We start from the raw sequence: 26,420 nt of genomic DNA on the forward strand, positions 1-26,420 counted from the left end.
ACCGCACCGGAGCCATTCATGGCCGACCACAACGACCCCAACGCGGTCAACACCATCTTCTCCGACATCGACGTCAGCGCCGCCGATCTCTACGACCTGTTCGGCTGGCCGAGCGACGACCCCGAGGGCGGCGAGCGCGTGCTGATCGCGCTGACCTTCGCCGCCGTCCCGCAAGCGGGCACGCTCGACACCGACATGCTGTACCGCGTACAGATCGCGCCCGCGCCGCGCGCCGTCTGGCCACACGGCGACGACCGCAGCCTCAAGACGCTTCTGCGCTACTTCGACGCCGTCAAGTCGAAGTATCTGGGACCGTCGAGCGCGTCGGAAATCCGCGTCACTGTCGACGAATCGCAACGCGCCACCGTCCGCTTCTTCAACTTCCCGTGCGGCGACTTTGCGACGACGGTGGACATCGACCGCGTTCTCACCATCGATACCCCCGACGGCCACGCCATCAAGACCTTCATCGGCGGCCGCGACGATGCGTTCTTCAACGACCTCACCGGCTTTTTCCGCTCGATCAACTACGCGCCGCAGTTCTATCACGTCCCTCACACCATGACGGACATGCGTGAATTGCCGATCCCTAAGACGCTGATCGAACTGGAAGGCAACACGCTCTTCAACGCCGATCCCGCCGATCCCGACTGGGGCTATCACAACGTACACGGCCGGCCCAACGGCTCGAAGCGCGACCTGCCGCCCGGCCCGCACACCTGGAACGGCGACCGCTTCCGCAAGGACGAAAACGGCGATTACCGCCTCGTCTACTCGGGCTATGACTGCCAGCAAGGCAAGAACATCAACGCGATCGTGCTGGACATCCCGCTCGCCTTCCTCACGCGCAATCCGGCCGCAGACCGGATCGTCAACGTATGGGGCGAAAGCTGGGTCCGCAAGGCGTCCAACAAGGTCGAAACGATTCCCGATCATCCGTTCTGGCTCGATCATCCCTTGTCCGTGTTCGATGCCTTTCGCGTCGATGACGAACTCAAGCGCTACAAACTGGTGGACACCGACGGCCAGCCGTTCGCGGACGCCGGGTTCAGCGAGCGCGAAGACAGCCGCCAGTTGGGCGCAAACAATTTCTGGCTCGCGCCGACCTTCATCAAGCGCGCCGCGCATCTCGGCTGGGGCTTCGGGCCGTCGCTCACCGCGCTGGGTCTCGCGACCTGCTTCGACCACGACAACTCGCCAGTCTCCGTTCATCGCACCTACGAACTCGTCGCGGCCGCGTTCCCGCGCGTGCAGAAACTGCTGTTCCAGCCGCTGAACATGCCCGACGACTCGTGGAATCCGAAGGGACTCGACATCCCGCTGCGCCGCGCGGTCGAAATTTTCATCCCGAACGTCTGCGCGATCGACATGGATACCACCGGCACCTGGCCTTACGGCCGCCGTCTCGAAGATCAGGTCGCGAATCGCTTTCTCTCGCTCTTTCTCGATATGGATGCCGAGTTCAACGGCCGCAAATATCACATCGAACTGCTGAGCGATCCGGCGCTATGGGCCGCCGCGCCGGTACAGCCGAAGACCTCGCCCAATCCGATGAGAAACGACCGCGACTTCCTTCCCGATTTTCCCTATCTGGCGCCGCCGTGGCCTTGAGTGTCGAAAACACAATGGCATCTTGCATAACGTGACACGCGCCGGAGAACCCGCATGACACAACACACCGACTATCAAGCCGAACTCGCGCGCATCGAGGCCGAACTCGCGACACTCGATTCCGCGCCGAGCGGGAGCGACGCAGGCATGGAGCGCGCGAAACGCACCGTCTACAAGCGCTATCAGCATGCGTCGCTGCGCGGCGATTTCGCGGCGTTGAGCGCGGTCGGCGACGCGATCGAGAATTTGATCCAGCCCGTTCGCGCCGATCCCGACTTGTGCTATCTGAAGGCGAACGTCGCGTTCAAGTTTCATCGGCTCGACACCGTGCAGCGCGCGCTCGAATCCAGTCCGGCGCTCGACGCCAGTCTGGCAGGCCGCGCCCTACGCGCCGATCTCGACACGCAGGCGGGCCGTTACGCGCAAGCGGGCAAGGCGTACCGCGCGGTGATCGATGAAGAAAGATCCTGGGATAATCTCGCGCGCCTCGCACACCTCGAATTCAAGATGGGCGAATTCGACGCGGCTCATCGACACTTCGAAGAAGCCGAAGACGAACTGACCGTCAAGGAAATGCGGCACTATGCGTGGATCGAGCTTCAGCGCGGCCTGCTCGAACTTTCGCGCGGCCGTCATGCCGAGGCGCAAACGCATTACGACCGCGCAGATCGCGCTTATTCCGGGCACTGGGTCGTCGCCGAGCATAGGGCGGAACTGATGGCCGCGCGCGGCGAATGCGAGGCCGCCGCGGCGCTGTACGAACGCGTGGTCGCGGAGGTTTCGCGCCCCGAACTGATGCAGGCGCTCGGCGAACTCTACGCGTTCATGGGACGCCGCGACGACGCCGAACGCTGGTTCGCCTCGGCGAGCGACGCCTACCTTCAGTCGGTCGCGCGAGGCGAGATCCACTATTTGCACCACCTCGCGGACTTCCACGCCGACGTGCGGCTCGACGGCAACGAAGCCATCCGATGGGCCGCGGAAGACCTCGCATTGCGCGAAAATCACGCGACGCTGGCTGCCTGGGCGTGGGCGTTGTACCGCGCGGGCCGCTTCGAGGAAGCCATCGCGCCGATGGAACGCGCGCTCGATTCGGGCGCGGTGGACGCACACTTGCTGGAACGCGCGGCGACCGTCATGCGAGCCGCCGGGCGTTCGAACGACGGCGATGCGCTTGCCCTGCGCGCGCACCGGATCAATCCCCACGCGACGGGTTTTCACGTCCATCGCTGACCGGTAACGGAGATAAATCAATGCGTGCAGGACTCATCCTCGGACGAGCAAGTCTCGCCATTGCGCTCACCGTGCTGGCTTCGTGCAGCCTCTACAACGCGCCTTATCGCACCGCTCAGGTGCAGAAGCCCGGCGACGAATACACGCTGCAGTACATCGAAGCGGACGACCGGGGATGGTTCTGGCATCCCGAGCAGGCCGACGCCGCGCTGGCAAGCGTGAAGAAGGAGACCGCCGAGGGTGATACGCTGGTCGTTTTGTTCATCCACGGCTGGCATCATTCGGCAGCGTGCTACGACGACAACGCCGAGGCGTTCAAGCAAGTGCTGCATCGCCTCCACGACGAACTGCAACAGAAGATGTACCAGACGGCGCGCGAGACCTTGCATGGCAACGCGCCGTTGCAGCCGGTCAAGATCGTCGGTATTTATGTTGGATGGCGCGGACGCTCGCTGCCCGGGTTGATCGACTACACCACGTTCTGGGGACGCAAATCCGCCGCGAAACGCGTGGGCGAAGGCGACCTGCAGGAGTTCATGGACCGGCTGCAGCGGCTCTACAACGACCACACCGCGACACAGACTCCGAGCGCCGATCCGAAACCGTTTTTCGGACTGGTTTCGATCGGCCACAGCTTCGGCGGCGCTGTGCTGCTCGCGGCGACCTCACGATACTTCGAGAAGGAACTGGAGCGAGCGAGCCCCGACAAAAGCGGCTTTCTGCGTGCGCGAATCGCCGCGCCCAAAGACACCGAAACGCCTGTCGGCGGCGACGCGAATGCTCCCCCGCTGCAAGGTTTCGGCGACCTCGTCGTGCTGGTGAATCCCGCCGTCGAGGCGGCGGCCTACGAGCGTATCAACGTCTTGTCGCGCGGCGTCACGTACGGCTCTGCGCAGATACCGCTGCTCGTCACGTTCTCAGCCAGGAACGACCAGCCGCGCAATACGTTGTTCAAACCGGGGCGGATCGCGGGTGAATTCTTCACGAGCGCGGCAAGTATCGACGACGACCGCGAGCGTGCCGCCGAGCGCGAAGCGCTGGGCGTATACGACTTCGATGGAACGGGCTTGACGCATCGTCTGATGCCGATGTCGCCGCATAAGCTGATCGCGACCGAGATGCACGAAGATCCCGATTCGCAATGCGCGGGCGAGACGCCCGGCACGTTCGAATGGTGGCGCTGGGACGACGAGAAGCCGGCGACCGGGACCCGTCAGGAGACACTGAACGTGGCGGAAGACTTCAACCCGCAGGCCGCCGCGCTCGCATCGTTCGATTTTGCGAAGGACATGCGGCTATCGGATCTCGAAATGGAGCAGATGCCGCAACCGCTGGCACCGTGGCAGCCGTTCCTCGTGGTGTCGGTGGATCCGCAGGTGATCAACGGTCACAACGGGATCTTTTCGGAGCCATTCATGCGATTCCTGCTGCGCTATATCGGATTTGCCGAGGCGAAAAGATACTTACTGGCCGCCGAGGGGAAAAGTCGCTGAATTCGGCGGCGTTCAGCCCGCACCGAGTTCCTGCTGACGACGCGCGCGCGCGTCTTCTTCGAGGCGCGTGTCTTCGAGTTCCTGCAGCACGCTATCGAGATCGACCGGCCGCGTGTCGAGTTCGATACGGCCCGTCAACTCGGCGTCGATATGCAGCGCGCCCGCTTCGAACAGCCGCCAGATTTCCGTTCCGTAATCGGCGTCCAGGATCTGCGGCGCGAAGCGTCCGAAATAGGCAGCGAGGTTGTCCACGTCGCGCTTGAGCATCGCGGCGGCTTCGTTGTTGCCGGCGGCATCGACCGCTTGCGGGAGATCGATGATCACGGGACCATCCGCCGCGAGCAGGATATTGTATTCGGACAGGTCACCGTGGATCACGCCCGCGCACAGCATGCGGACGACCTGATTGAGCAGGAACGCGTGCAGTTCGAGCGCGCGCGTCTCGGTCATATCGACGTCGTTGAGGCGCGGCGCGACATCGCCCGCTTCGTCCGTCACCAGTTCCATCAGCAACACGCCGTCGGTGCAAATATAGGGTTGCGGCACGCGCACGCCCGCGTTGGCGAGGCGGAACAGCGCGTCCACCTCGGCGTTTTGCCAAAGCTCTTCTTGCATCTGGCGGCCGTATCGCGAGCCTTTTTCCATCGCGCGCGCTTGCCGGCTGTTCTTCACTTTGCGGCCGTCGCGATACGACGAAGCCTGGCGGAAGCTGCGTTGCTTCGCGTCCTTGTAGACCTTGGCGCAGCGCGTCGAGGTGCCGCTGCGCACGACGTAGACGGTCGCTTCCTTGCCGCTCATTAGCTGGCCGACGACTTCGTCGATGAGACCTTCGTCGAGAAGCGGTGCAAGGCGTTTGGGAATTTTCATCGGAGGTGGCACGCTGTCGCGCGGGGGATCCGGGAATTGGCCATGGGCGCCGTGGGGCGGTTTACTGCGTGGGAGCGTAGAGAATTCATGCTGGATTATAAAGCGGACACGGGGTTAGGGTTTGGTTTTGCTGGCGCCCTTTTGCTTTTGTCCGCGTGCGCTTTTTGGGAACTTGCTTTCGCGTGGGTCTATTTGCACGCCGCTGGGCGCGGCAGCAGTCACCTTCTTTGGCTAGCTGCACAGAGAGTAATCAAGGCAAGCAGCACGGGATTCGGCGCCGTGGGGCGGCTTGAGGGTGGTCGGGGTTGCACCGTCTGATGCGCCCGCGCTTTCTGGGAACTTGCTTTCGTGTAGGTCCATTAGCACGCCGCTATGCGCGGCAGCAGTCACTTTTGCTGCTGCAAAGAAAGTAACCAAAGAAAGCAGCTTATCCGGCTAAGTGTCCACCTCGAATAACCGCGCGGATAGGCGCGCAGGCTGACTATGGCAACTCGCATTCGCTGGTATTGGCACAGCATCTGTCAGGTCCATCCTCGCTGCGCTCGGACGACGGGCGCTTCAACAACCAGCGGTCGGTTTGGTTTGTTCGGTTATGCCGTTCCGGCAGGCACTTTGTGCCTGCCGGGGTGGATGAGCGGCTCCACTCTGTTGTGTGGTGCGATGGCCGAATCAGCTTGCGCGCCTATCCGCTAGGTTATTCGTGGTGGACACTTAGGTGGATAAGCTGCTTTCTTTGGTTACTTTCTTTGCAGCAGCAAAGAAAGTGACTGCTGCCGCGCATAGCGGCGTGCTAATAGACCTACACGAAAGCAAGTTCCGAGGAAGCACAGGCAAACAAAAGCAAACAGCGCCAGCAAAACCAGACTCCGCGCTACGATAGACCCACCAGCCAAGCCTCAAGGAGGCGATATGAGGGACACCTTGCCGACGCCCCCTCAAGCGCCGACACCCAATTTCGCCGAAATTCGCCGGGTCCTTCGTGTGCTGGTCGCCGTGTCTCTGTTGGTTCCGCTTCTGTGCCTCATCTCCTACGGCTACTACGACCTGCAGCGAAGGCTCACCGACGCGGGCGATCACGTCGACAGGCTGGCAAGAGTCGCCGAGGAACACGCGGTGAAGGTGCTCGATCTGAACCACGAGCTATCCGAACGCGCGATCGAATTTCTCGACGATAGCGACGACGCTCAGATCAAATCCCATCAGGCGCAAATCCACGGACGGCTCGACGCTATCGCGGCGTCGTTCGCCCAAGTGTCCGCGATCTCCGTTTTCGGCATCCAGGGCGACCTCCTCGCAAGCAGCCGCTTTTTCCCCGCGCCCACCACGTCGGTGCCCGAACGCGACGACTTTCAGGCCGCCCGACGCCTTCGCCCCGCAGCCTACATTTCGCTTCCCGCGCGCGGTGGCGTGCTGTCCGATGTCTTCACGACCAATGTCGCCCGTGTCTCGCCAACCGGAAAGTTCATGGGCGTCGTGTCGATCGCGCTAAGGCGTCCGTATTTTTCGGACTTCTATCGCGAACTCGCCGATACCGACGCGTCACAAGTGATCGGCCTCTTCAAGCCCGACGGTGGCATTCTCGTCCGGTTTCCGGACACGCGGCCCGATGTCGTCACGGCGTCGAACAAAACCGTGGACGCCGCCATCGCCGTGAACCGGCGCGCGGGCCACCTTCCCTACACCTCGACGGTCGACGGCGTCAGACGGCTGCTCTCATACCGGCGCGTGTCCGGTTATCCGCTGTACGTGACGGCGGGCGTCGGGATCGACGGTATCTATCGCGGATGGCGGAACAACCTGCTGGCGCTCGCCGCGATCATCGCCTTGCCGACGCTCTCCGTCTGCTTCGTCCTGCTCTATTCGCTGCGCCGTCTGTCGGCGGAAGAACTGGCGTGCGAACGCTGGCAATCGGAAATGTCGATGCGCCTCACGGCCGAAGCATCCAGCCGGCAATTGCGCCGGATGGGCGCGCTCGGAAACCTCGTTGCAAACGTGGCGCACGACTTCAACAACCTGCTGATGGTCGTCACGTCGAACATGGAACTCGCGCGCCGGAAAAGCTATAACGGCCTGGAGAACGAGGTGAAAGCGGTCCAGCGGGCGGCGAGCGGCGCACAAGGTCTGGCGCGCCGATTGCTGAGCGTCGCGCGAAAGCAACCGCTCAAGCGCGAACTCGTGGACGTGACGACGTGGATCAAGGCGGTCGCCGGCATCTTGAAGACGGCTGTCGGCGATAATATTTCTGTCGCGGTGGACGTCGAACCGGACGTCGGAAGCGTGCTCGTCGATCCTCTCGAACTCGAATCGGCCGCGCTCAATATCGCGGTCAATGCGAAGGACGCCATGCCGCAGGGCGGCGAATTTTCCATACGCGCGCAACGCGTTTTCTTGCCGGATCGTCAGCACGGACTCGATCCCGGAGAGTACGTGATGCTGTCGTTTTCCGATAACGGCGAAGGCATGTCGCCCGAGGTGCAGGAGCGCGTGTTCGAGCCGCTCTTCACGACCAAGGCGGAAGGCGCGGGCACCGGTCTCGGTCTCGCGCAGGTGCTCAGCGCATGCGAACAGGCGGGCGGCACGGCGAGCGCGCATAGCATCAAGGGATCGGGCGCGACGATACGCCTGTACTTCCCGCGTCATGCCGCACGGCCCATCGATACATCCGTGCACGAGCCTGCCGTGGCGGACGAGCCCGCGAGCGACGGCGTGGCGTCGGTGCTGCTGGTGGAAGATAACGAAGACGTGGCCGCGGGAATCGCCGCCGTGCTGGAAATGCTCGGCTGCCAGGTCCAGCACGAACTCACCGCCGATCGCGCGCTCGCCGTACTGGAGTCGGAAAGCAGCTTCGACCTCATCCTGTCCGATATCCAGATGCCCGGCGCCCTGAGCGGGATCGACCTGGCCGAACGCGTGCGAGCCCGATGGCCGAAGCAGAAAATCGCGCTGATGACCGGCTACGCGGGCGAACTCGAACGCGCGAACGTCGTGGGCGTCACCATCCTCGCGAAACCATTCGATATCGAAGAACTGCAGGCGCTCATGCGAGAAACCCGCAGCCGCTAGCTTAGGCGAAGCTCGGGCCCCGGCCCCGCCGTCCGCGTCGCGACGTGGACCCGTTGCAGCAGTTCCTGAAGGTCGTCGATATTGAAGGGCTTGGACAGAATCGTCACGCCGACATGCTTCGCGCGCTCGAATTCATCGGCATAACCCGTCATCAGCGCGATTTCCTGAAGCGGCCAGAAGTGACGAACCTTCTCGGCCACGTCGATGCCGTTATTCGTCCCGGGCATCTGGATATCCGACAGGATCAGGTCGAACCGATGTCCTGCGTCGAGCAGCGCGAGCGCGGCGTCGCCGGTCAGCTCGTGGCGCGCAGTCCAGCCGAAAACTTCCAGCACGGCGGCGAGTCCGGCCGCGACTTCCTCGTTATCTTCGACCAGCAGCACCGAACCCTGGCTCCCGGCGCCGGTCGCGGGCGCCGCCTGGACCGAAGGGGGCTGGACCGAAGGCGGCGGCGTCTGCGTCGCCTGCCCTTGCCACTTGGGAAGATAGAGGCGGATGGTCGTGCCTTTTCCCAACACGCTATCGATGCGGGACGTACCGCCCGCCTGTTCGCACATCGCGAAGACCTGCGCGAGACCCAGCCCCGTTCCCGCGTTCGCGGCCTTGGTGGTGAAGAGCGGCTCGAACGCGCGCTGCACGACCGATTCCGGCATGCCCGTCCCGCTGTCCGAACACGCGATCAGCACATACTCGCCCGGCGTCAGTCCACCCGATGCCTTGGCGAGCCAAACGTTTTCGCAGCGAATAACGAATTCGCCGCCTTCGGGCATGGCGTCCTTCGCATTGACCGCGATATTGATGATCGCGGACTCCAGTTCGGTCGCATCCACGTAGGCGGGCCACACGGTTTCCGATACATACATTTGCAGCGCGACGTGTTCGCCGATCGAAGTGCGAAGAAGCGATCCGACGTCGTCGAGCCACGGCTTCAACTGGGTTGCCTGCAGCCGCAGCGGCTGCTTCCGAGCGACGCTCAGAAGCCGGCGAGCGAGCCCTTCCGCGCCCGCCGACGCACGCTCGACGGCGGTCACTTCCCGCTCCAGGTTGTTAAACCCTTTGCGGCGAGCGAGTTCCATGTTCGCCTTCACCACCATCAGCAGATTGTTGAAGTCGTGGGCCACGTTCGCGACGAGATTGCCGAGCGCACCCATGCGCCGCATCTGGCGGCTCGTCGCCTCGGCGGTCAGACGCATGCCGACTTCGGCGCGCCAGCTTTCCCACGCCGACTGCTCCTCTTCCAGCCTGCGCAGCGAAAACACCACGAGGAACCAGATGCCGAAACAGGGAACAAGGGTCGCCAGCGCGACCAGTCCGTACTGCTGGAGCCATCGGTTCGTAATGGCGGACACCGCATATCCGGCGGTCACGTAAAGCGGATACTCGCCGACCTGGCGGTACGCCAGCAACTTGTCGACGCCATCGAGCGTCGAGTCGATCCGGATGCGCCCAGAAGGCGTTCGTCCGCCAATTGCGTGAGCCAGCGGCAGGTTTCTCACCGGCGCGGGCTGTACGCGCGGAGGCGGATATCTGATCAGAATCCCGCCGTCACGACGATAAAGCCCCAACGTGAGCGCATCGTCCGTCGCGGCCAGTTCCTTGTAGAAGGAGAAGAAATACTCGCGCCGCAAAGAGATGCCGATCACGCCGAGAAATTGCCCGTCGGCGGCGCGACGCGTGGTGGTCGTGTTAAATACGTCGGCACCCGTCACCGCGCCACGCAGCGGCAACGAGATAGCGGTGTCCGCGCCGTGTTCCCGGGCGGCTACGAAGTCGCTGCGGCCACCGATCGAAACGCCCGGCGCCGGATAGAAGCGGCTGCTCACCAAGAGCTCGCCGTCGCGGCCGAAAATGGAAATGGCGGCGATCTGCGGCAGCCGTTCGGCCATTTCGTTTAGCGTCCGGTGAATGTCCTCCTGACGTCCGCGAATACTTTCATCGCCGTCGAAGCCCAAGACGCCGGTAATCCGCGACGACATTTCCCGATTCAGATCGAGCACCTTGGTCGCCTGTTCTTCGGTCACGCGCGCGAGACGGTCGATTACCTCAGACGAATCGGACAGGCGGCGCTGATAGCCGATCGTGCCGTAAGCGGCAATAAAAAATAGCGGCGTCACGATCGACGCCGCGAGCACGATGATCAGCAGGCGACGCGTTGCACCGAAATCCCGTGGCGGAATAGGAATTTCGAGCGCCGTACTATCCAGCGCCGATACTTTTTTAGGGTCGATCATCACGCGTCCTGCACACCTCGGAACGCGAAGATTATCCAGACAGTTAGGGCGCGTCAAACCTGTTCTGAGCCGGTAGGGAATACGCGCGATCCGAGCAGTCCGCCCCTATTTTTTCACAGCGATCCGTAAGGCGTTTTCGGCATGGCGAACGTTGCAGTTTTCTCGCGTTCGTCGAACCAGGTCATGCTTCGCGCCGCTATTCCTCAACGAATAACGAACAACGTTCTCTTCGCCCGAGCCGGACAGGCCGCGTTTAACCAGCACCTCTCGCGTCTCGACACCACGCAGTTGCCGCGCGCATCGATCCGTCATGGCCTGTAAGCCATTTGCAGGGCGAAGTAACAAAGCATTGCCGCTCTATCACCCTGAACGGAATCGTCATAAATTCCCCGGAATCGCGTCGCGGAAAGCAATGCGGATACTTAGAAAGACGGAGACCACAAATGATCGGCAAGGTAGAGTCCGGCGCAAAACGCGTCGTCAGGGCAGTGCTCGCACAACGTTTCCACGCGCAGCACGCAGCGCAGGCAGCAACGGTTCTTAACCATATCGAAAGCCGGATGGGCAAGACGTCGGCGCACGATCTCAAGCTCGCGGACGCTTACGCGCGCGATGTTCTGGGCCATTCGCGCTACGCGCCGTGGCTCAAGGTTTATGCGGCGGTCGCGCGGACCTTCAAGGACGGATGGATCCCGGATAACTACTACGGCGCGGTGGTCGTGCCACGCATGAAGGGCCTGTACGGCAAGCTCTCGAATCTGAAGGCGATGACGAACGTCACGTTCAACAGTTCCGCGTTTCCAGACCTTGCCTACTTCGTCAACGGACTCTTCATCACTCACGACGGACAGCCGCTCGCGCAAGAGGCGGTGCGTGACTACCTCTTTAGCGCCGCGCGGGAAGTCGTATTCAAGATCGATAATTCCTTGCAAGGCAAGGGCATTTACTTTTTCGACACGCAGACCTTCGATCTGAATACGATCGGCTTGCTGGGAAACGGCGTATTCCAGAGTTATATCGTGCAGCATGAACTGCTCGATCGCTTTGCGCCCGACTCGGTGGCGACGATACGCATCACCACGGTCGTCGAGTGTTCGGGTTCGATCACGGCGCGCGGGTCTTATCTCCGGCTGGGACGCGCCGGCGATACCCACGTGCAGTCTCGCAGTCATATCCGCATTCCCGTCGGTATCGCCGATGGCGCGCTTGCCGAATACGGTTACTCGCCCGACTGGCTTCCCGTTCAGGCGCATCCCGATTCGAACATTCCGTTCGGCGGAGCCAAGGTGCCTGCGTTCCGGCAATGTATCGACACCGTGGTCGATCTCCATCGCAAGGTGCCGTTTGCGCGATGTATCGGCTGGGACCTCTCCGTCGATCGCGACGACAAGGTACGCGTGATGGAATGGAACGCCGAGCATAACGACATCAAGTTCAGCGAGGCAACGCAAGGGCCGTGCTTCGCTAACCTTAGCTGGGAAAAACTCTGGCGATAAGCGTGCAGTGCTCAAGCGTTCGCTAGAGGCCCTTAAGCTCCTCCGAGATAAATTCGATAAAAGCCCTTGCCACCTTTCGGGTCGAGCGGCCCATCGGAAAATACGCGTTCACCGGAAGCTCGGCCATGCTCCAGTCCGCTAAAACGCGCACGAGCGCACCGCTTTCAAGCTCGTGCCGACACGCCCAGCTCGTGGACGAAGTAATGCCGAGACCACCGGCCGCGCAAGCCACCGCGCCCGACAGCGTATTCGCGATGACATTGGGCGGCAGTTCGATCGTTTCGTGTTCGCCGTCACGTTCGAACTGCCACGACGTCGCCTGCGCGGTCGAGGGTCCGCCCACGATGCGATGTTGCGCGAGATCGGAAGGGCAGGACGGCGTTCCGGCGCGATTCAAGTAAGCCGGCGCCGCGACGATCACGCGCTGCATCGTGCCGATCCGCTTCGAGGTCCCCGACGCGTCGGGAAGCGACCCCACGCGGATGCCGACATCCACGGCTTCGCGCACCATGTCCTGCCATCGGTCATCGAGCAGCAGTTCGACCTGCAAATTGGGGTGTCGCTCGGTGAAGGGCGAAAGACGCGGGATCACGATGCCGATACCCATCGTGGTCGGCATTCCAACGCGCAGAATGCCGCTGAGTTCGCCGCTCTCGCGAACACTGTTTCCCGCATCTTCGAGCGCGGCCAGAATCGGCTCGATTTGCGCGAGAAACTCGGCGCCCGCTTCCGTCACGACCACGGCGCGCGTCGTGCGTGAGAGCAGCTTCGCCCCCAGCCCCGCCTCGAGATCCGCGACCATCCGCGAGACCTGCGACTGAGCAAGTCCCACCTCGCGCGCCGCTGCCGAAAAACTTCCCAGGCGCGCCACGCGCGAATAAAGCCTGAGCGTCAGGATGTCTTTCACGTCTAAGAGCTCCTCTCGCGTGGACGCTTGCGGGCTGGACCATCAATGCTGAACCAGCATAGATCATAGCGAAAACCAACGGCTACCGCGTCCTCTCGCCAAGCCTCATTCTTCACTCACCGGAAGCGCAGCGCCAAAGAAACTCAAGCGCCGCGACGCAAGTTCCGACACCCAAGCCAATCCTCAGATCTAACTGCACGATCAACGTTCGGCTAGCGCCGACATGGAGAATGACATGAACCGCAAAGTACTCATCACCGGCGCAACGGGCGACACGGGTCGCGCAGCCGTCAAGGAATCGCTTCAACTCGGACTGGAAGTGCGCGCGATGGTCCGCCGTATCGACGAACGTTCGGCGGCGCTCGAAAAGCTCGGCGCGGAGATTGTCGTCGGCGATTTGCTTGCGATCGATACCATTCGCGCCGCGATGGAAGGCGTCGATGCAGCCTACTTCGTCTGGCCCGTCCAGCCTGGTTTGATCCACGCCACCGTGAACTTCGTGCAGGCGGCCAAGGAAGCGAGCGTCAAGACGGTCATCAACCTGTCGCAGCGTTCGGCGAACCGCGATTCGACCAGCGACTCGTGCCGCGACACCTTCATCGCCGAGGAAGTCTTCAACTGGTCCGGGCTCGACGTGATCCATCTGCGGCCGACTTACTTCCTCGAATGGCTTCTCTATCCGTGGCAATTGCCGTACTTGCAGCAAGGCATTCTGCGGATGCCTGTCGGCCAGGGTCGTCACTCGCCGATTGCCGCGAGCGATCAAGGCCGCGCCATCGCGGCGCTGCTGAAAAACCCCGGCGATCACATTGGCAAGACCATTGCGCTGTCCGGCCCGGTCGAGATGAATCACGAGCAGATGGCGGCGGAACTGTCGCAAGCGCTCGGCCGCAAGATCGTCTTTCAGGATCTCCCCATCGACGAATACTGTGCATCGATCGAGCAAATGGGCGTTCCGTCCTACATCGTCGAGCACTTGCGAGGCGCGATGGCCGACTACCAGAACGGCCACATGTCAGGCGCCGATAACAACATCGAGACGCTGACCGGACAACGTTCGATGACCGTCGGCGAATTTGCCCTCGCTCATGCAGATCGCCTGAACGCTACCGCTTAAGCCGCAAAACTCAAACCTTATCAAGGATGAATATCATGAAAGTCATGGCAGTTGGTACGGTCGCCCCGATGACCCCCGAGCAGATGGCGCAGTACATGCCCGCGGAAGTCCCCGCCACGTTGCAGCTTTACCTCGACGGCAAGATGGAGCAGTTCTGGCTGCGCGAGAACGCGGTGGGCGTGATCTTTCTGATGAGCGTGGATTCGGTCGAAGAGGCTGACCGGCTTCTCAAGGCATTGCCGCTAGGCGTCGCGAATATCCTGACGTTCGACCTGTACCCGATCGGCCCACTCGCGCCCCTCGGCATGTTGCTGAACAAGTAGAACGCGAGGTAAAGCGTGCGGCAAAACGCGCGGCGACCGATCGGGTCGCCGCTTCGTTTTGTGGACCGATCACATTTCGTCGATAGGCGTCGATGCGTGATCTTCGCGCGCACCCTTACGCGGACGATGTCAGCGTGCTTCGTCGCGGCAAGTTGTTGGGTTCGTGCGCGAGCGGGGATGTGTCGACGCGGCATCCCACGGGCAAAGCGATCCGCGGGAAATCGGCCGCGGCCGGAAGGTTGCATCGAGTGGACAAAAAAAGGGCCGCAAATCCGATTTGCGGCCCCGCGTACATCGTGACGTTCGAACCGTTGACCCACGGCCTATTAACTCACGACCGATTAACTCACGACCCGTTAACTACGACCCGTTAAGCCAGCGAAGCACCGGCACGCTCGCGTCCGACGGGAACGCCCACGCGCCTTTCGCCGTGAAGTCCCAGCTCGGGCCGTAGTTTGCCGGACTCGCCATCTGCACGGTCGTCATCCGGCTCGAAACGGGCGCCGCTTTGCCGCTGCCCACTCCCGCGAGTGCGCCGGAAGTATCGGCGTTCCAGTAGACATCCGCTGCAATGGTGCCGGTATTCGTGCCTGCAATAGCGCCCGGAACCTTCGCCGTCGTGCCCGTCGGCACCAGGGTGGCCTTCGTGAACGATTGCGAGATGGCGCCGCTGTTCGTGCCGGCAAGCCCGCCGAGCACGTTCGCGCCGTTCACCGTGTTGGAGGAATACGACTGCGCGATCGTGCCGCGATTCACACCGGCGAGTCCGCCGACCTGGCTATGCGTGCCGCCACTCAGGTAGCCGAGCGAGTACGACTGCACGATGCTGCCGTCGTTTTCGCCGACCAGTCCGCCCATCTCGCCCTGACCGGACGTTGCCGCGCCGCTCCACGAACGTTCGATCGAGCCGCGATTCACGCCGACGAGACCGCCGATCGACGTGCCCGGATCCGCCGTCATGACGACCCGGCCCGTCGTGCCCACCAGGACAACGCGGCCATCGTTCTCGGCCGCGAGCAACCCGACCGGACCGCTCGACGAAGTCGCCGTGCTGCCCACGAGATCGAAGTTCCGCACGACGCCCGTCTTGCCGATCACCGAAAAAAGCCCGGTGTCGGTATTCAGGCTGCTGAGCAGATGCCCCATGCCGTCGAACTGGCCGGTGAACGGATGCGCCGCGCTGCCGATCGCGGGCACGTTGTTCAGCGTGCCGCCGAGATCGATGGTCGTGCCGAGCGCATAGGTGCCGCCGAGGTTCTTGTTGACGGCGTTCAGGTCCGCGACCGTATTGACAAGCTGGTAGCCGGTCACCTGCGTGACGAGCCCGCTGAACGGCGCCGCGCTCCACTTCGTATTCGAGCGGATCGTGCCCGGCTTGTAGGTGCCGCTCATGTCGTACAGCGCCGATACGATGCCCGTGCTCGCGCACCAGTCGATCGCACCGTTGTTCGTCACGCTGCCGCCGTTGTCGAGCGCGTTCGCGTCGGCGCGCAGCGTCAGGTTGCCCGTGCCCGTGTTGGCGAGCGTCGTGCGCTGCGCGAGCGCGACCGAATGGTAGGCGTTCAGCGCGAGCGACGAAGCGCCCTTCCAGCGTATGTCCGACTGCACGCCGATATCGCCTGTCGCGCCATTTGCGCCGGTCGCGTTCACTGCGACCGACGTGCCGCTCGACAGATTGCTCGCGAGCGTGTTCGCAGTTGCGCGATCGATGGTGAACGCCGGCGCGGTGAGGTCCCACTCGGCGGCGCTTACCTTCGCGCCGTCCACCTTCAGCGTACTGCCGGTCATTTCGACCGTGCCGCCGTTGCCGTCCGCATTCGTCGCCGCGATCGCCGCGCCGCGCACATCGGCCGTGCCGCCGTTCGCCACGAGCCACACGTGGCCGTCGCGCGTGTCGGTGCCGGTCGCGCGCAGTGCGCTGTTCTTGCCGGCGAGCGCGTAGACGTTGCCGTCCACGGTCTGCAGGCCGATCTGCGCGGCCCGCACGGTGCCCGCGTTCAGCACTTTGCCGCCGCTGCCGAGTTGCACGGTCAACTGGCGTCCGCCCGAATAATCGACCAGCAGCACCTGGCTGCCGCTCGCGAGTTCGGCCGTGCCATTCGGCGCCGAAATGGTGCCGGCATTGACGACGTCCTTGCCGCCGACGAGGAACACGTCGCCGCCGGTCGAGCTGATCTTGCCGAGATTGATGACCGCGCTCGTGGACGGGCCGCTGAACGTCAGGAAGCCGAAATCCTGCATGAACGTGTCGTTGTCCACGTCGAGCGACGACGCGACAAAACGCCCGCCCGTCGTAATCACGCCGCTCGCGCCGACGACCACGCCTTGCGGATTGATCAGGTAGACGCTGCCCGTCGACTTCAGATTCCCGTTGATGGTGGAGATGGTTTTCCCTGTAACGCGATTCAGCGTCGCCCCAGAGCCGTTATTAATCGACACGGTACGCCCCGCGCCGATGGAAAAGCTGTTCCAGTCGATGATGCCGCGTGAACTCGACTGCGTGATGTCGAGGTTTGCGCCATTGGACTTGATGGTGCCCGCCCCGCCGACGAACTGGCCGTTCTGCGGCAAAGGCGGGGCTGCGTTCACGCTGGCGGCGTGAATGCCCATGGATAAAGCAACGAATACCGGTAGCGGCCTAAGCTTGAAAGCCTGGAAGCGAACGACGGTAAAGCCAAGCGATGTGACGCTCGCGAGACGGTAATCGAAATGCCGCATGTATTCCTCCGGTGCGCGGTTTTTCCCCGTAATTGTTTCTGTAGTTATTATCGAAATTACCGTTGGGGGCGAGTGTAGCAGAGCAGGTTTTACTTTCCAGACGCATTTCAAAATTCATACAGGGTTAAAGCATTTTCACAACAAACCCGTAATCAATAGATAGATATACCGATACTCGAACGGAGCCTTCGAAAATAATCGGCGCGCTCATTCAATGCCGTGATTCAAAACCAACACGAATAAATTTTCTGACACGGCCATAGAAATTTTTGATATACGCCGCCGGCCCACGGTTTAAAAGGGAGCTATCCAATCGAGGACTTTTCGTCTAAATCGCGCCCTTTTTTTATATCCCGGTTTTGAGCGCTTTTATGCCGTCGAACCCATGACATACCGCGAAATAATTGTTGAATGGCGCCCGCGAAACCGCTCGCTCATACTCGCTTCTGTTGCTGGAGCACGAACGAAACGGCCCCAGCCAAGGTGTATCGAGAATCATCCGACGATACGTTTAATGATGCTGGCGACACGGGTTGTGTCGGTAAAGGGTAGACATGTTTGCTTCGTTCGGTTTCAAGAATGGTGTTCGTTATAACAGCGGCAAGACGCTGCGCCGCATGGCCGCAACCGCAATGTTCGGTGCTTCAATGTTGCTTCCCGGTTGCGCCGACGCGGCCACGATCTCCGGCGAATATTCGGCCCCGCAGGCGCAAGCACAGGCGCGGCCGGACGTGATCTACGTGTACGCATTCGACAGCGCGGCAAACGAAGTCCAGCTCGATACCGGCACGATGCAGAAGATGAAGACGCGCTTGACGGGCACGTCCGCCGCCGACCAGCAATCCGCCGACGCCGCCGAAGTTCGCGAGGAAGTGGCAACCGAAATCGTGCAGCAATTGCAGGCGATGGGTCTGCGCGCGACGCTGGCCGATGCCGCGACGCCGCCGCCCGCGAACCAGAACGTGCTGATGGTGACCGGCAAGATCGATACGATCGACGCGGGCAGCCGGCGTCGCCGCACGCTCATCGGACTGGGCGCGGGTAAGAGCGAAGTCGGGTCGTCGGTGCAGGTGCTTTACAAACCGGCGGGCGGCACGCCGCAAGTGGCGCAGCGTTTCGACGCCACCGCCGACAGCGGCAAGATGCCCGGCGTCGCGGAAACAGCGGGCGTCGGCGCGGCCGTGGGACACGTGGCGACATCGGCGGCGCTGGGCGGCGGATTGCACGGTGCGTCGGATGCGAAGCGCGCCGGGGTATCGGCGGATGCGAAGCGGCTCGGCGACTCGATCGCAAAGCAGATCGCAGAAGCGGCAGTCGCGCAAGGATGGATGCCGGCGAGCAGCGTCAAGAGCTGAACGCGCCGCGCCGCGCGTTACTTGCGCGTTACTTGCGCGTTACTTGCGCGTTACTTGCGCGTCACTTGCGCGTCACTTGCGCGCCGCGCGCAGATCGGGCGCGAACACCACCGCGAGCATCATTAAAGCGGCGAGCGCCGCGCACCAGCGCAGATCGACACTCACCGGCACGCGCTGCGCGAAGCGCGGATCGAGCAGCGCATCGCCGAGCGCGGCGGGCTTCGAAAGCGTTCGATAGTCGAGCCCGGTCTGGCCGGACAACGTGTGCAGATACACGTCGCGCAACTGCGACAATTCCTCGTGACTCACTGCGCCGTGTTGCGCCGACGACATCGCACTCGCCTGCACGACTTCGCTCGCGAGCCAGAATCCGGCTGGATGTCCCTCGCTGTCCGTCTTCGGAATCGGCTCGGGCTGATCGCCGCCAACGCCGATCAGCCAGCCGCGCACCTCGCCCGCCGTGATGCCGGGCATCGAGGTATCGGAGAGCGGACGCGGTGGCGCTTCTTGCCCGTCGGTGACGAACACCATCGCGACGCGGCCACCCAACTGCTTCGTCTGGCGGATCGCCGAATACAGACCACCGTTAGCGATACGGCTCGCGTTCGCCCAGCGCATCCCGCCGTCGATCCCGTCGAGCGAACTCACCAGCGCGTCGTAGTGGCCGCACACTTCGAGCGGCTCCAGCAGCAACAGCGCGCGCCCGTCCGTGAACACGCTCCAGCCGATCCGCGATCCGCACGGCATGCGCCGCAGCGCGTCGCGCATCGCCGCGCGCGCATACGCGAGCCGGCTCGTGCGTACGCCGTCAAGCGTCACGTCCTCGACATTCATGCTTTGCGTGATGTCGAAGGTGACGACGTAGTCGAAGCGGTCGCGCGTGAGGCGAATGCCCGGCATCCATATCGCGGCGGCCAGCATGAAAAGCGCGGCGGCGAGCGCCCACTGCCGGTACGCGAAGCCGCGCCGCCCGCCCGCGCTCGCCCTTCCGTCACGCGTCACGGCAAGTCTCCGAGCACCACGCCCGGCACTTTGACGGGACGACTGAATTCCGCCGGCTCGCGGCCGTCGTCGAAGGCTTGCGCGCTTTCCGGTTGCAGCCAGAGCGCGCGTTCGAGGTTATAGCGCGCGTCCCAGTCGTCGGGCTTCGCGCGCAGCACGTCGCGATAACGATTCTTCGCCAGCTCGATAAGCGGCGCCGACGCCGCCGGATTACCCGCGCCCGCCGCGAGCGCCTCACGCAGATACATGTTCGCGAGATCGAACATCGCGGTGCGCCCGAGTTCATCGAGATTCGCGCGGTCGATCAAGCCGTTGTACAGCTTCGCCGCCGCGTCGCGCTCGCCCGCCTTCGATAACGCGACGGCCCGCGCCAGTTGCACGCGCGCGGACTGAGTCGTCTGCCCGGCCATCGTGCCGGGCTTCGTGGTCATCGCCTGGAGCACGGCGGCGTTGCTCCGCGCGGCCGTCACGAGCGACCAGCCCTGATAGGCGGCCCACGCCGCGCAGCAGAGCGCGAGCGATGCAAAAGCCGCGTGGACGGTGCGCCGTCTCATGTCCAGCTCCGCATCACACCGGCGCGCAGCACGAGCAGCAAAGCGCATCCGGCAAGCGCGACGGCGAAACATAGCGTGCTGCGGCTCGTCGCCGGGACGCGCTCGGGATACGACACCGGGAAATTCTGCTGCGCGTCGATCTCCGCCATCGCAGCGGTCATCGCATCGGGATCGTCGGTCTGATACAGCCGATACGGCGTCTTCAGCGACTGAAAATAGCGATGCAGTTCCACTTCCTCCGACGATTCATCCGCTGGCGTGATCGCCGTCAGGTCCGTGCTGTTCGCGCTGCTGCGCAAATAGATGAAGTACACGGTGATGCGCTCGCGCGCGAGGCCCGCCGCGATCCGCGCGCGCATCGGCGCGTCGAGCCGTGCGCCGCCGTCGGACACCAGCACGATCACGCGATTGCCGTTGTAGTCGCGCCGCTCGAACTGCCCGATGGCCGCGAGCAGGCCGCGATCGAGCCGCGTATCCGGCATGCCACGGCCAATGCCTGTGCTCGCGATCGCGCTCGTGATCGCCTGCTTGTCGCGTGTAAGCGGCACGACGAGCAACGGGCTCGCACCGAACATCATGAAGCCGAGGCGGTCGTTATTGCGCTTGTCGATGAAGCGCGTGAGCACGTCGCGCGCCGCTTCGTTCTTCGGCACGCCGCCCGCCATCGCGCCCGCCGCGATCACGCTGCGCGGCGGCACGGAGGCGTCCATGCTTGAACTCCGGTCCATCAGCACCATGATCTCCGCGCCGCGCGCGACCCGTGTCACTGCCCGTTCTGCGCGATGCGGATCGGCGAGTCCGATCACAATCAGGAGCATCGTCGCCACGGCGAGCACGCGCAGCGCGACGCTGGCCGCAGCGCCGAGCCGGTCGCGCGGCAGCCACGCGACGTGCGAAAACGTCAGCGTGTCGCGGCGTCCGGGCAGGAGCGGCAACAGCGCGAGCGGCAGCAAGGTCAGCATCGAGGGGGAAGAAAACGCGAAGGGCAGGGTCATCGTCGATCACGCCTTTCCGCGCGGCGCAGCACGCGGCACAGATCGAGCAGCCGATACACTTCCTGCGTCGGTTTAAGCGCGAAAAAGCGCTCGCCCGAGTGCGCGTAGAAGCGTTCGAGCCGCTCCCGCAGCGGCGCGAGATACGGCGCGCGGATGAACAGCGCGCCGAGTGTTCCCGCGTGCAGCGCCTGGCCGGCTGTGTCGTTGAGCGCGCGATGCACGTGCCGCCAGGCGTCGGGATCGTGATCGACCTTCGCCGGATCGATGCGTTCCAGCGCGCGGCAGGCTCGCGCGAACGGCAACGCGTCGGCATCGCGATGATTGCGCCACAGCCACCACGCGAGCCACGCGCAAGCCACGAGTGCAAGCGCCGCGAGCGCCATGCTCAAGCCGCGGCGCAACGGCGCGATGCCGAGCGGCGCGGGTTGGCGGTCCGGCTGCACGTCGCGCAACGCGCCTTCTGCGAACGCGCGCTTCGGCGTCAACGGTGCGACGCTCAGCGGCCACGCGACGACTACGAGCGAGGCCTCGCCGCTATTACGGCTCGCGAGCGTCAGTTCCGGCAGCGCGATCGCGGTCAGCGTCTGCGGCGCGTTGATGACCTGATATTCCAGCACCAGCCAGCGTGCGCCGCCGCTGTCCGTTTCCACCGACGCCGCGCGCCGCGTCAGCCACGCGCCGGTACGTTCGATCGGCGGCAGCGCGGCGGGATCGAATGGATGGCCGTTCGCGCGCAGTTCGATGCGTTGCGTCATCACATCGCCGAGCACATAGCCGAAACCGCGCGGCTCGACGACGGTCGCCACGACGCCCGGCTGCGCATCAGCCACGCCCGATGCCGCGAGCAGAACGCAGCCAATCGACCACGCGATGAGGACACGTTGCCGGGGCGTCATCCGACGAACTCCAGGAAGTATCGCGAGAGCGCTTCCGGATCGAACGCGCCGCTCAGATAAAACGGACGAACGCCGTGCGCGCGGCACAACGTTTCGATCTGCGCGCGCCGGTCCGCCACCGCGTCGCGCCATTGAGCGCGCAGCGCCGGACGCATCCATAACGCGCGCCGCTCGTGCGATTCCGCGTCGCGCACCATCAGCAGCGCGTTTTTCGAAGGCGCTTCGAGTTCGGCCACATCCCACACGACGATCGGCACGATCAGCGCAGGCGCAAACAGTTCGAACGTCGCGCGCAAGGTGTCGAGCGGCCAGTGAAAATCCGATACGACGAACACCAGCCCTTCGCGTCCCGCAAGCCGTTCTGCCGCGCGCCGCAATCCCGCCGCGCCGTTGCCGTTGTTCTTGCCTTCACGCCGCGCCGTCAGCCTGTCGCCTTCGCGCAATAGCGCGTGCATTGCAGCGCCCGCGCCGCGATGATGGCGCGGCGGCATCATCAGGTCGTCGCGCAACGCGGTATCGAACGCGAGCATGCCGACCGGATCGCCCACGCGAAACGCGCTGCGTCCGAGCGAATCGACGAAGTCACCGGCAATGTCGAGCTTGGAGCGGACCGAGCCGAATGTCATCGACGCCGACACGTCCACCACCGCATGCACGGTGACCGCCGTGCGTTGCCGCGCGAGCCGCACGAGCCACTCGTGACCGACGTGGCGCAGGCTCGCGCGCAGGTCGAGACGACGGGGATCAGGATGATCGAAGAGACGCGCGTGGGCGGCGAACGCCTGTCCGCCGCCGATGCTCGAACCGTGATGCGAGCCGGGACGGTAGCCGTGCACCTGCATCGGCATCCGGTAATGGAACTCGTGGCCGGGACTCATCGCGCGGTCGCGTCAGGGCGCGGCGACGCGCAGCGTGATCGCCTCGACGAGCGCGTCGGCCAGTTCCGCGCGACGCAGTTCGTAGATCGGCGTGAAGAACACGCGATGGCCGAGCGCGGCCGGCAGCACAACGTGAATGTCCTCGGGAATCAGATGCGTGCGGCCCGCGAGCCACGCGACCACGCGCGCTGCCCGCACCAGCGCGCTCATGCCGCGCGGACTTGCGCCCGCGAGCACGAGGCGCTCGATATCGACATCGTCGAGCCGGATACCGAATTGCGCGGGCCGTTCAGTCGCTTCCCAGAGTTGCAGCACATACTTTTCGATGGTCTCGCTGGCGTGCACGCTGCGCTGGATCGATGCCGCCACCGAATTGAGTTCGCGCCATTCGAACATGCCCGCCGGCACGTCTTCGAGAACCGAATCGACGTCGTGAAAATGCGGATCGAAGACGAGGCGGCTGCGGATGGCAAGAGCATCGGGCGTCGGCATGTTCAGTTCGAACATGAAGCGATCGCGCGCAGCCGATGCAAGCTCGAAGGTCTCTTCCTTCTCGACCTTGTTGCGATCCGCGAACACGGTCATGTGCGGAAAATGATAGTCGCGGTTGAACGCGGACACGGAACGCTCGGCCATCGCCCGCAACAACAGCGATTGCACTTGCGGACGGGCGCGGTTGATCTCGTTGAAGAAGAAGGTTGTCAGGCGTTCGCCGTGACGCAGAAGCGGACCGGGATCGATACGCGGCGCGCCGTCGGCATCGACGTAGGTGTGATAGATCAGATCGCCCGGCATCAGGTCGATGGTGCCTTCGACCCGCTCGAACTCCCCGCCGATAGCCCGTGCGAACGCGCGCAGCAGCGTGGTCTTGCCGACGCCGACATCGCCTTCGAGCAGCACGTGGCCGCGCGCGAATAGCGCGACTGTAATCAGCCGCGTGACCTCCTGCTGCCCGATAATCGCTTGCCCGATCGCCCCTTCCAGTTGCAGCGCGTTGCTGCGCCAGTCCTGCAACGCTTCTTCAGACAGCATCTGGCTTCTCCGGTCGCACGTTGGTCGCCTGACGGTTCGAAGCGGGCCGCCGGGTCCAGCCACGACGCCACGCCTCGGGGCGATTCAAAGGCAAGAGGCATGCCACGAAGCGTTCTTGAAGCAACCGATGGTGACGCGCGGTAAGCTGGAACACACTGTGTCACGTAACCATCGCAAAGTGCGCGGGTGACAATCTGGAACGCGGCGCAGGATCGTCAGAGGATTGCTATGCGGCTTTGGTTACGACGTCGATACGCAACGCCTCCGCGCCCGCCGCGATCGCCAGCAAGCGGTCCACGTTCGGGTGCGCGCCCGGTCGGTTACGCGCGTCGGCGGTGTGCTCGGCGAACACCTTGAGGCCATGCTCGGCCGCGTCGCGATCTAGCGCGCCGAATGCTTGGCGAAGATAGTGATACACCGCGACCGAGCCTTGCTTGCCCGGCTGATTTTCAATCGATGCGACAACGGCGTCGCGTCCATCGCGCAGTTCTATCCGCTCGATCCCTTCGATGGCGGGAAGCTGGGCGAGATTGTCCTTGAATACGTTGCTTGGCTGAATCACTGAAAGCACTCCGTTGGGTCGTGAACTGGCCGCAAAAGCGGCCTTGGGTGGGCGGCATTTTATCCGATCGCATTGCGTAGTCCGGCAAGCCGCTAACAGCGCATGACGCGTTTCCGTTAAGCTACCGGACAGCAACTTGCCCGATAACTCAAATGTCCAACAGCACCGCAGACGCACCCGACAAGCCCTCGCCGCTTGCACTGTTTCTCATTTTCAGCCGGATCGGATTGACGAGTTTCGGCGGTGGCCTGAGCGGCTGGCTGCTGCGCGAATTCGTCCAGGACCGCAAGTGGATCAGCGAAGACGACTTCCTTAACGGCCTTGCGCTTTCACAAGCGCTGCCGGGCATCAACGTCAAGAACATGGCGATCTGGATCGGCCATCGTTTGCTCGGCTGGCGCGGGGCGCTCGTCGCTGTCGCGGGCATCATCGTTCCGCCCGCTATTTTTATTATCGTGCTGGGCACCGCGTTGATCCATCTGCTTCGATATCCGGACGTCCATGTCCTGCTTGCCGGTGCGGCCGCCGCGGCGACCGGCCTGTCGTTGTCGATGGGCGTGACGACCGCGCGCCGCGTCCGGCGCGCGGTGTTGCCGCTGCTCTTCATGTGCGGCACGTTCGTCGCTATCGGCGTGTTGCGCCTGCCGTTGGTGTGGGTCGTGTTGATCGCCGGCGGCCTTAGCGTGCTCTACGAATATCTCAAACTGCGCAAGGCCTGACGCGATGCCAACACGTATTCTCTGGCAAATCGCCGCCGTCTTTGCGCCATTGTCGCTCGTGACCATCGGCGGCGGACAGGCGATCATCGCCGATATCCAGCGGCAAGTCGTGGACGTCCATGGATGGCTGACGCATTCTCAATTCGCCGTCGATTTCGCGATTTCGCGCATGGCGCCCGGCCCCGGATCGTTGCTCGCCACGTTGATCGGCTGGCAGATCGCGGGCTTCTGGGGCGCGGTCGTGGCGACGCTTGCGCTGCTCGCGCCGACCGGCTTCCTGATCTACGCGATCACGCACATATGGGCACGCTATGAAGGCGCCGCGTGGCAACTCGCGCTCGAACGCGGACTCCGTCCGGTCGCGGCAGGGATGATTCTCGCGGCGGGCTGGGTCTTGCTCGGAACGATCGACGGCGGAATTGCTGCGAAAGCCATCGCGCTTGCATCGATGGCGGTGTTGCTCAATACACGCATCAATCCGCTTTTGCTTCTACTGTGCGGCGCTTTGCTGCTGCTCGGATTCTACGAGGCAGGAATCAACCTGCCTCATATGCCTCAAGTGCATCTGACGGATTAGTCGTCGAGATTCTCATGATGCGCGCTCGCGCCGCGTTTCCAGTACGACGCTGCACGAATCGCGTGTCGGTCGTGGCCCTTCTCTTCGACCAGAATGCGTCGCACGTTCGCGGCCACGCTGGCCTCGGCGGCGCACCACGCGTAGCCGTCGCCTGAAGGCAAGTGCAGTTCGCGCACGGCCGCGAGCAGTTCATCCGCGCCGCTTGCCCACGTCACATTGAACGTCGATTGGCTCTTGAACACGCGACGGTCGGCGGCGTCGTCCACTTGAATCAACGCCATCGCGAGCGTGCCGGAAGGTAACTCTTCCAGGCGACGCGTAATGGCCGGCAGCGCCGTTTCATCGCCGATAAGCAAGTGCCAGTCAAAGTCCGTCGGCACGATGAACGAGCCGCGCGGGCCGCCTATTGTCGCGTGCTGGCCCGGTTGAGCATGAGCGGCCCATTGCGCCGCAAAGCCATCGCCGTGCAGCGAAAATTCGATCGTTAATTCGCGCGCCGCTGCGTCGTACCGGCGCGGCGTGTAATCGCGCATGACCTGCTCGCCATCGGCGGATTGCAGGAACAGCTTGACGTGATCGTCGAAGGAATCGCTCCTGAAATCGTTCAGCGATTCGCCCGCGAAAGTTACGCTACGAAAATTCGGCGTGACGTTTTCGACCCGGACCACTTGGAGATCGCGGCGCTTGAGTTCGTGGCGCACGCGCTGGACACGGCTGCCGGTTTTTTGCGTTTGCGATTGCGTTTGCATATTCATCTGTTCATCCCGAATGTTTGACATTATCATCGAGAT

Annotated in this window: 23 protein-coding genes; 11 read left to right on the forward strand and 12 right to left on the reverse strand. The window is 63.4% G+C overall.

Annotated features, from left to right (window positions below; translation table 11 throughout):
• Positions 1-18: 18 nt before the first annotated feature.
• From AC3D25_RS24270 to AC3D25_RS24280, 3 genes are read left to right on the forward strand one after another with little or no spacing between them, the layout of a single operon-like run.
• On the forward strand, positions 19-1,611 hold the full coding sequence (locus tag AC3D25_RS24270) for a DUF4331 family protein (RefSeq protein WP_488891013.1): 1,593 nt from the start codon (positions 19-21) through the stop codon (positions 1,609-1,611).
• A 54-nt stretch (positions 1,612-1,665) separates the two neighbouring features.
• The gene (locus tag AC3D25_RS24275; protein WP_488891014.1) at positions 1,666-2,844 is read left to right on the forward strand and encodes a tetratricopeptide repeat protein; all 1,179 of its coding nucleotides are present in this window, start codon (positions 1,666-1,668) and stop codon (positions 2,842-2,844) included.
• Between the two features lie 20 nt (positions 2,845-2,864).
• Positions 2,865-4,337: a hypothetical protein gene (locus tag AC3D25_RS24280; RefSeq protein ID WP_488891015.1), complete on the forward strand. Its 1,473-nt coding sequence runs from the start codon at positions 2,865-2,867 to the stop codon at positions 4,335-4,337.
• A gap of 12 nt (positions 4,338-4,349) precedes the next feature.
• Here AC3D25_RS24280 and AC3D25_RS24285 read toward each other — a convergent pair whose 3' ends face one another.
• Entirely contained in the window at positions 4,350-5,204 is an 855-nt protein-coding gene (locus tag AC3D25_RS24285; protein WP_488891016.1) for a PA4780 family RIO1-like protein kinase, read from the reverse strand.
• A gap of 909 nt (positions 5,205-6,113) precedes the next feature.
• Between AC3D25_RS24285 and AC3D25_RS24290 the strand changes: the two genes are divergently transcribed.
• Entirely contained in the window at positions 6,114-8,267 is a 2,154-nt protein-coding gene (locus tag AC3D25_RS24290) for a hybrid sensor histidine kinase/response regulator (protein WP_488891017.1), read from the forward strand.
• On the opposite strand, the gene AC3D25_RS24295 is transcribed toward AC3D25_RS24290, so the two are convergent.
• Positions 8,264-10,498: a hybrid sensor histidine kinase/response regulator gene (locus AC3D25_RS24295; RefSeq protein WP_488891018.1), complete on the reverse strand. Its 2,235-nt coding sequence runs from the start codon at positions 10,496-10,498 to the stop codon at positions 8,264-8,266. The two genes, AC3D25_RS24290 and AC3D25_RS24295, sit on opposite strands and share 4 nt — an antisense overlap.
• 141 nt (positions 10,499-10,639) lie before the next feature.
• Here AC3D25_RS24295 and AC3D25_RS24300 point away from each other — a divergent pair, with 141 nt between their 5' ends.
• Positions 10,640-10,819, forward strand: a complete 180-nt coding sequence (locus AC3D25_RS24300) for a hypothetical protein (protein ID WP_488891019.1) — start codon at positions 10,640-10,642, stop codon at positions 10,817-10,819.
• Positions 10,820-10,941: 122 nt separating this feature from the next.
• Positions 10,942-11,994 carry a sugar-transfer associated ATP-grasp domain-containing protein gene (locus AC3D25_RS24305; RefSeq protein ID WP_488891020.1) on the forward strand — a complete coding sequence of 351 codons (1,053 nt, stop codon included), beginning with the start codon at positions 10,942-10,944 and terminating at the stop codon, positions 11,992-11,994.
• A 22-nt stretch (positions 11,995-12,016) separates the two neighbouring features.
• On the opposite strand, the gene AC3D25_RS24310 is transcribed toward AC3D25_RS24305, so the two are convergent.
• On the reverse strand, positions 12,017-12,901 hold the full coding sequence (locus AC3D25_RS24310) for a LysR family transcriptional regulator (protein WP_488891021.1): 885 nt from the start codon (positions 12,899-12,901) through the stop codon (positions 12,017-12,019).
• 235 nt (positions 12,902-13,136) lie between these two features.
• Here AC3D25_RS24310 and AC3D25_RS24315 point away from each other — a divergent pair, with 235 nt between their 5' ends.
• Entirely contained in the window at positions 13,137-14,018 is an 882-nt protein-coding gene (locus tag AC3D25_RS24315) for an NmrA family NAD(P)-binding protein (protein ID WP_488891022.1), read from the forward strand.
• A gap of 35 nt (positions 14,019-14,053) precedes the next feature.
• Positions 14,054-14,341, forward strand: coding sequence for a hypothetical protein (locus tag AC3D25_RS24320; RefSeq protein ID WP_488891023.1), 288 nt, complete (start codon positions 14,054-14,056; stop codon positions 14,339-14,341).
• Positions 14,342-14,701: 360 nt separating this feature from the next.
• Here AC3D25_RS24320 and AC3D25_RS24325 read toward each other — a convergent pair whose 3' ends face one another.
• The gene (locus tag AC3D25_RS24325) at positions 14,702-17,059 is read right to left on the reverse strand and encodes a two-partner secretion domain-containing protein (protein ID WP_488891024.1); all 2,358 of its coding nucleotides are present in this window, start codon (positions 17,057-17,059) and stop codon (positions 14,702-14,704) included.
• Positions 17,060-17,613: 554 nt separating this feature from the next.
• Between AC3D25_RS24325 and AC3D25_RS24330 the strand changes: the two genes are divergently transcribed.
• Positions 17,614-18,414, forward strand: coding sequence for a DUF4410 domain-containing protein (locus AC3D25_RS24330; protein ID WP_488891025.1), 801 nt, complete (start codon positions 17,614-17,616; stop codon positions 18,412-18,414).
• A 72-nt stretch (positions 18,415-18,486) separates the two neighbouring features.
• Here the strand turns inward: AC3D25_RS24330 and AC3D25_RS24335 are convergent, their stop codons facing one another.
• From AC3D25_RS24335 to AC3D25_RS24365, 7 genes are all read right to left on the reverse strand, one after another.
• Entirely contained in the window at positions 18,487-19,416 is a 930-nt protein-coding gene (locus tag AC3D25_RS24335) for a vWA domain-containing protein (protein ID WP_488891026.1), read from the reverse strand.
• Positions 19,413-19,970, reverse strand: coding sequence for an MxaK protein (locus tag AC3D25_RS24340; protein WP_488891027.1), 558 nt, complete (start codon positions 19,968-19,970; stop codon positions 19,413-19,415). Before AC3D25_RS24340 ends, AC3D25_RS24335 begins: the two co-directional genes overlap by 4 nt.
• Positions 19,967-20,965 (reverse strand): vWA domain-containing protein, encoded by a 999-nt coding sequence (locus tag AC3D25_RS24345; protein WP_488891028.1) that lies wholly within the window; start codon positions 20,963-20,965, stop codon positions 19,967-19,969. The genes AC3D25_RS24340 and AC3D25_RS24345 overlap by 4 nt, the downstream gene beginning before the upstream one ends.
• Complete coding sequence (locus tag AC3D25_RS24350; protein WP_488891029.1) at positions 20,962-21,861, reverse strand: calcium incorporation protein MxaA; 900 nt, start codon at positions 21,859-21,861, stop codon at positions 20,962-20,964. Before AC3D25_RS24350 ends, AC3D25_RS24345 begins: the two co-directional genes overlap by 4 nt.
• Positions 21,858-22,739: a DUF58 domain-containing protein gene (locus tag AC3D25_RS24355; protein WP_488891030.1), complete on the reverse strand. Its 882-nt coding sequence runs from the start codon at positions 22,737-22,739 to the stop codon at positions 21,858-21,860. Before AC3D25_RS24355 ends, AC3D25_RS24350 begins: the two co-directional genes overlap by 4 nt.
• A gap of 12 nt (positions 22,740-22,751) precedes the next feature.
• Positions 22,752-23,771 carry an AAA family ATPase gene (locus AC3D25_RS24360; RefSeq protein ID WP_488891031.1) on the reverse strand — a complete coding sequence of 340 codons (1,020 nt, stop codon included), beginning with the start codon at positions 23,769-23,771 and terminating at the stop codon, positions 22,752-22,754.
• 226 nt (positions 23,772-23,997) lie between these two features.
• Entirely contained in the window at positions 23,998-24,333 is a 336-nt protein-coding gene (locus tag AC3D25_RS24365) for a DUF2322 family protein (protein ID WP_488891032.1), read from the reverse strand.
• Positions 24,334-24,485: 152 nt separating this feature from the next.
• On the opposite strand from AC3D25_RS24365, the gene AC3D25_RS24370 reads away from it, so the two are divergent.
• A complete protein-coding gene (locus tag AC3D25_RS24370) occupies positions 24,486-25,052 on the forward strand; it encodes a chromate transporter (RefSeq protein ID WP_488891033.1) in 567 nt (188 codons plus the stop codon).
• 4 nt (positions 25,053-25,056) lie between these two features.
• The gene (locus tag AC3D25_RS24375) at positions 25,057-25,629 is read left to right on the forward strand and encodes a chromate transporter (RefSeq protein WP_488891034.1); all 573 of its coding nucleotides are present in this window, start codon (positions 25,057-25,059) and stop codon (positions 25,627-25,629) included.
• Here the strand turns inward: AC3D25_RS24375 and AC3D25_RS24380 are convergent.
• On the reverse strand, positions 25,626-26,384 hold the full coding sequence (locus AC3D25_RS24380; protein WP_488891035.1) for a siderophore-interacting protein: 759 nt from the start codon (positions 26,382-26,384) through the stop codon (positions 25,626-25,628). The genes AC3D25_RS24375 and AC3D25_RS24380 overlap by 4 nt on opposite strands.
• Positions 26,385-26,420: the final 36 nt, after the last annotated feature.

The sequence above is a fragment of the Caballeronia sp. SL1002 genome, assembly GCF_057814995.1.

Coding starts and splice junctions, on each gene's coding strand:
- AC3D25_RS24340 (WP_488891027.1), bottom strand. CDS start 19,970: ATGAGACGGCGCACCGTCCACGCGGCTTTTGCATCGCTCGCGCTCTGC.
- AC3D25_RS24315 (WP_488891022.1), top strand. CDS start 13,137: ATGAACCGCAAAGTACTCATCACCGGCGCAACGGGCGACACGGGTCGC.
- AC3D25_RS24380 (WP_488891035.1), bottom strand. CDS start 26,384: ATGAATATGCAAACGCAATCGCAAACGCAAAAAACCGGCAGCCGTGTC.
- AC3D25_RS24300 (WP_488891019.1), top strand. CDS start 10,640: ATGGCGAACGTTGCAGTTTTCTCGCGTTCGTCGAACCAGGTCATGCTT.
- AC3D25_RS24280 (WP_488891015.1), top strand. CDS start 2,865: ATGCGTGCAGGACTCATCCTCGGACGAGCAAGTCTCGCCATTGCGCTC.
- AC3D25_RS24305 (WP_488891020.1), top strand. CDS start 10,942: ATGATCGGCAAGGTAGAGTCCGGCGCAAAACGCGTCGTCAGGGCAGTG.
- AC3D25_RS24325 (WP_488891024.1), bottom strand. CDS start 17,059: ATGCGGCATTTCGATTACCGTCTCGCGAGCGTCACATCGCTTGGCTTT.
- AC3D25_RS24295 (WP_488891018.1), bottom strand. CDS start 10,498: ATGATCGACCCTAAAAAAGTATCGGCGCTGGATAGTACGGCGCTCGAA.
- AC3D25_RS24370 (WP_488891033.1), top strand. CDS start 24,486: ATGTCCAACAGCACCGCAGACGCACCCGACAAGCCCTCGCCGCTTGCA.
- AC3D25_RS24275 (WP_488891014.1), top strand. CDS start 1,666: ATGACACAACACACCGACTATCAAGCCGAACTCGCGCGCATCGAGGCC.
- AC3D25_RS24345 (WP_488891028.1), bottom strand. CDS start 20,965: ATGACCCTGCCCTTCGCGTTTTCTTCCCCCTCGATGCTGACCTTGCTG.
- AC3D25_RS24355 (WP_488891030.1), bottom strand. CDS start 22,739: ATGAGTCCCGGCCACGAGTTCCATTACCGGATGCCGATGCAGGTGCAC.
- AC3D25_RS24320 (WP_488891023.1), top strand. CDS start 14,054: ATGAAAGTCATGGCAGTTGGTACGGTCGCCCCGATGACCCCCGAGCAG.
- AC3D25_RS24350 (WP_488891029.1), bottom strand. CDS start 21,861: ATGACGCCCCGGCAACGTGTCCTCATCGCGTGGTCGATTGGCTGCGTT.
- AC3D25_RS24360 (WP_488891031.1), bottom strand. CDS start 23,771: ATGCTGTCTGAAGAAGCGTTGCAGGACTGGCGCAGCAACGCGCTGCAA.
- AC3D25_RS24285 (WP_488891016.1), bottom strand. CDS start 5,204: ATGAAAATTCCCAAACGCCTTGCACCGCTTCTCGACGAAGGTCTCATC.
- AC3D25_RS24330 (WP_488891025.1), top strand. CDS start 17,614: ATGTTTGCTTCGTTCGGTTTCAAGAATGGTGTTCGTTATAACAGCGGC.
- AC3D25_RS24290 (WP_488891017.1), top strand. CDS start 6,114: ATGAGGGACACCTTGCCGACGCCCCCTCAAGCGCCGACACCCAATTTC.
- AC3D25_RS24375 (WP_488891034.1), top strand. CDS start 25,057: ATGCCAACACGTATTCTCTGGCAAATCGCCGCCGTCTTTGCGCCATTG.
- AC3D25_RS24270 (WP_488891013.1), top strand. CDS start 19: ATGGCCGACCACAACGACCCCAACGCGGTCAACACCATCTTCTCCGAC.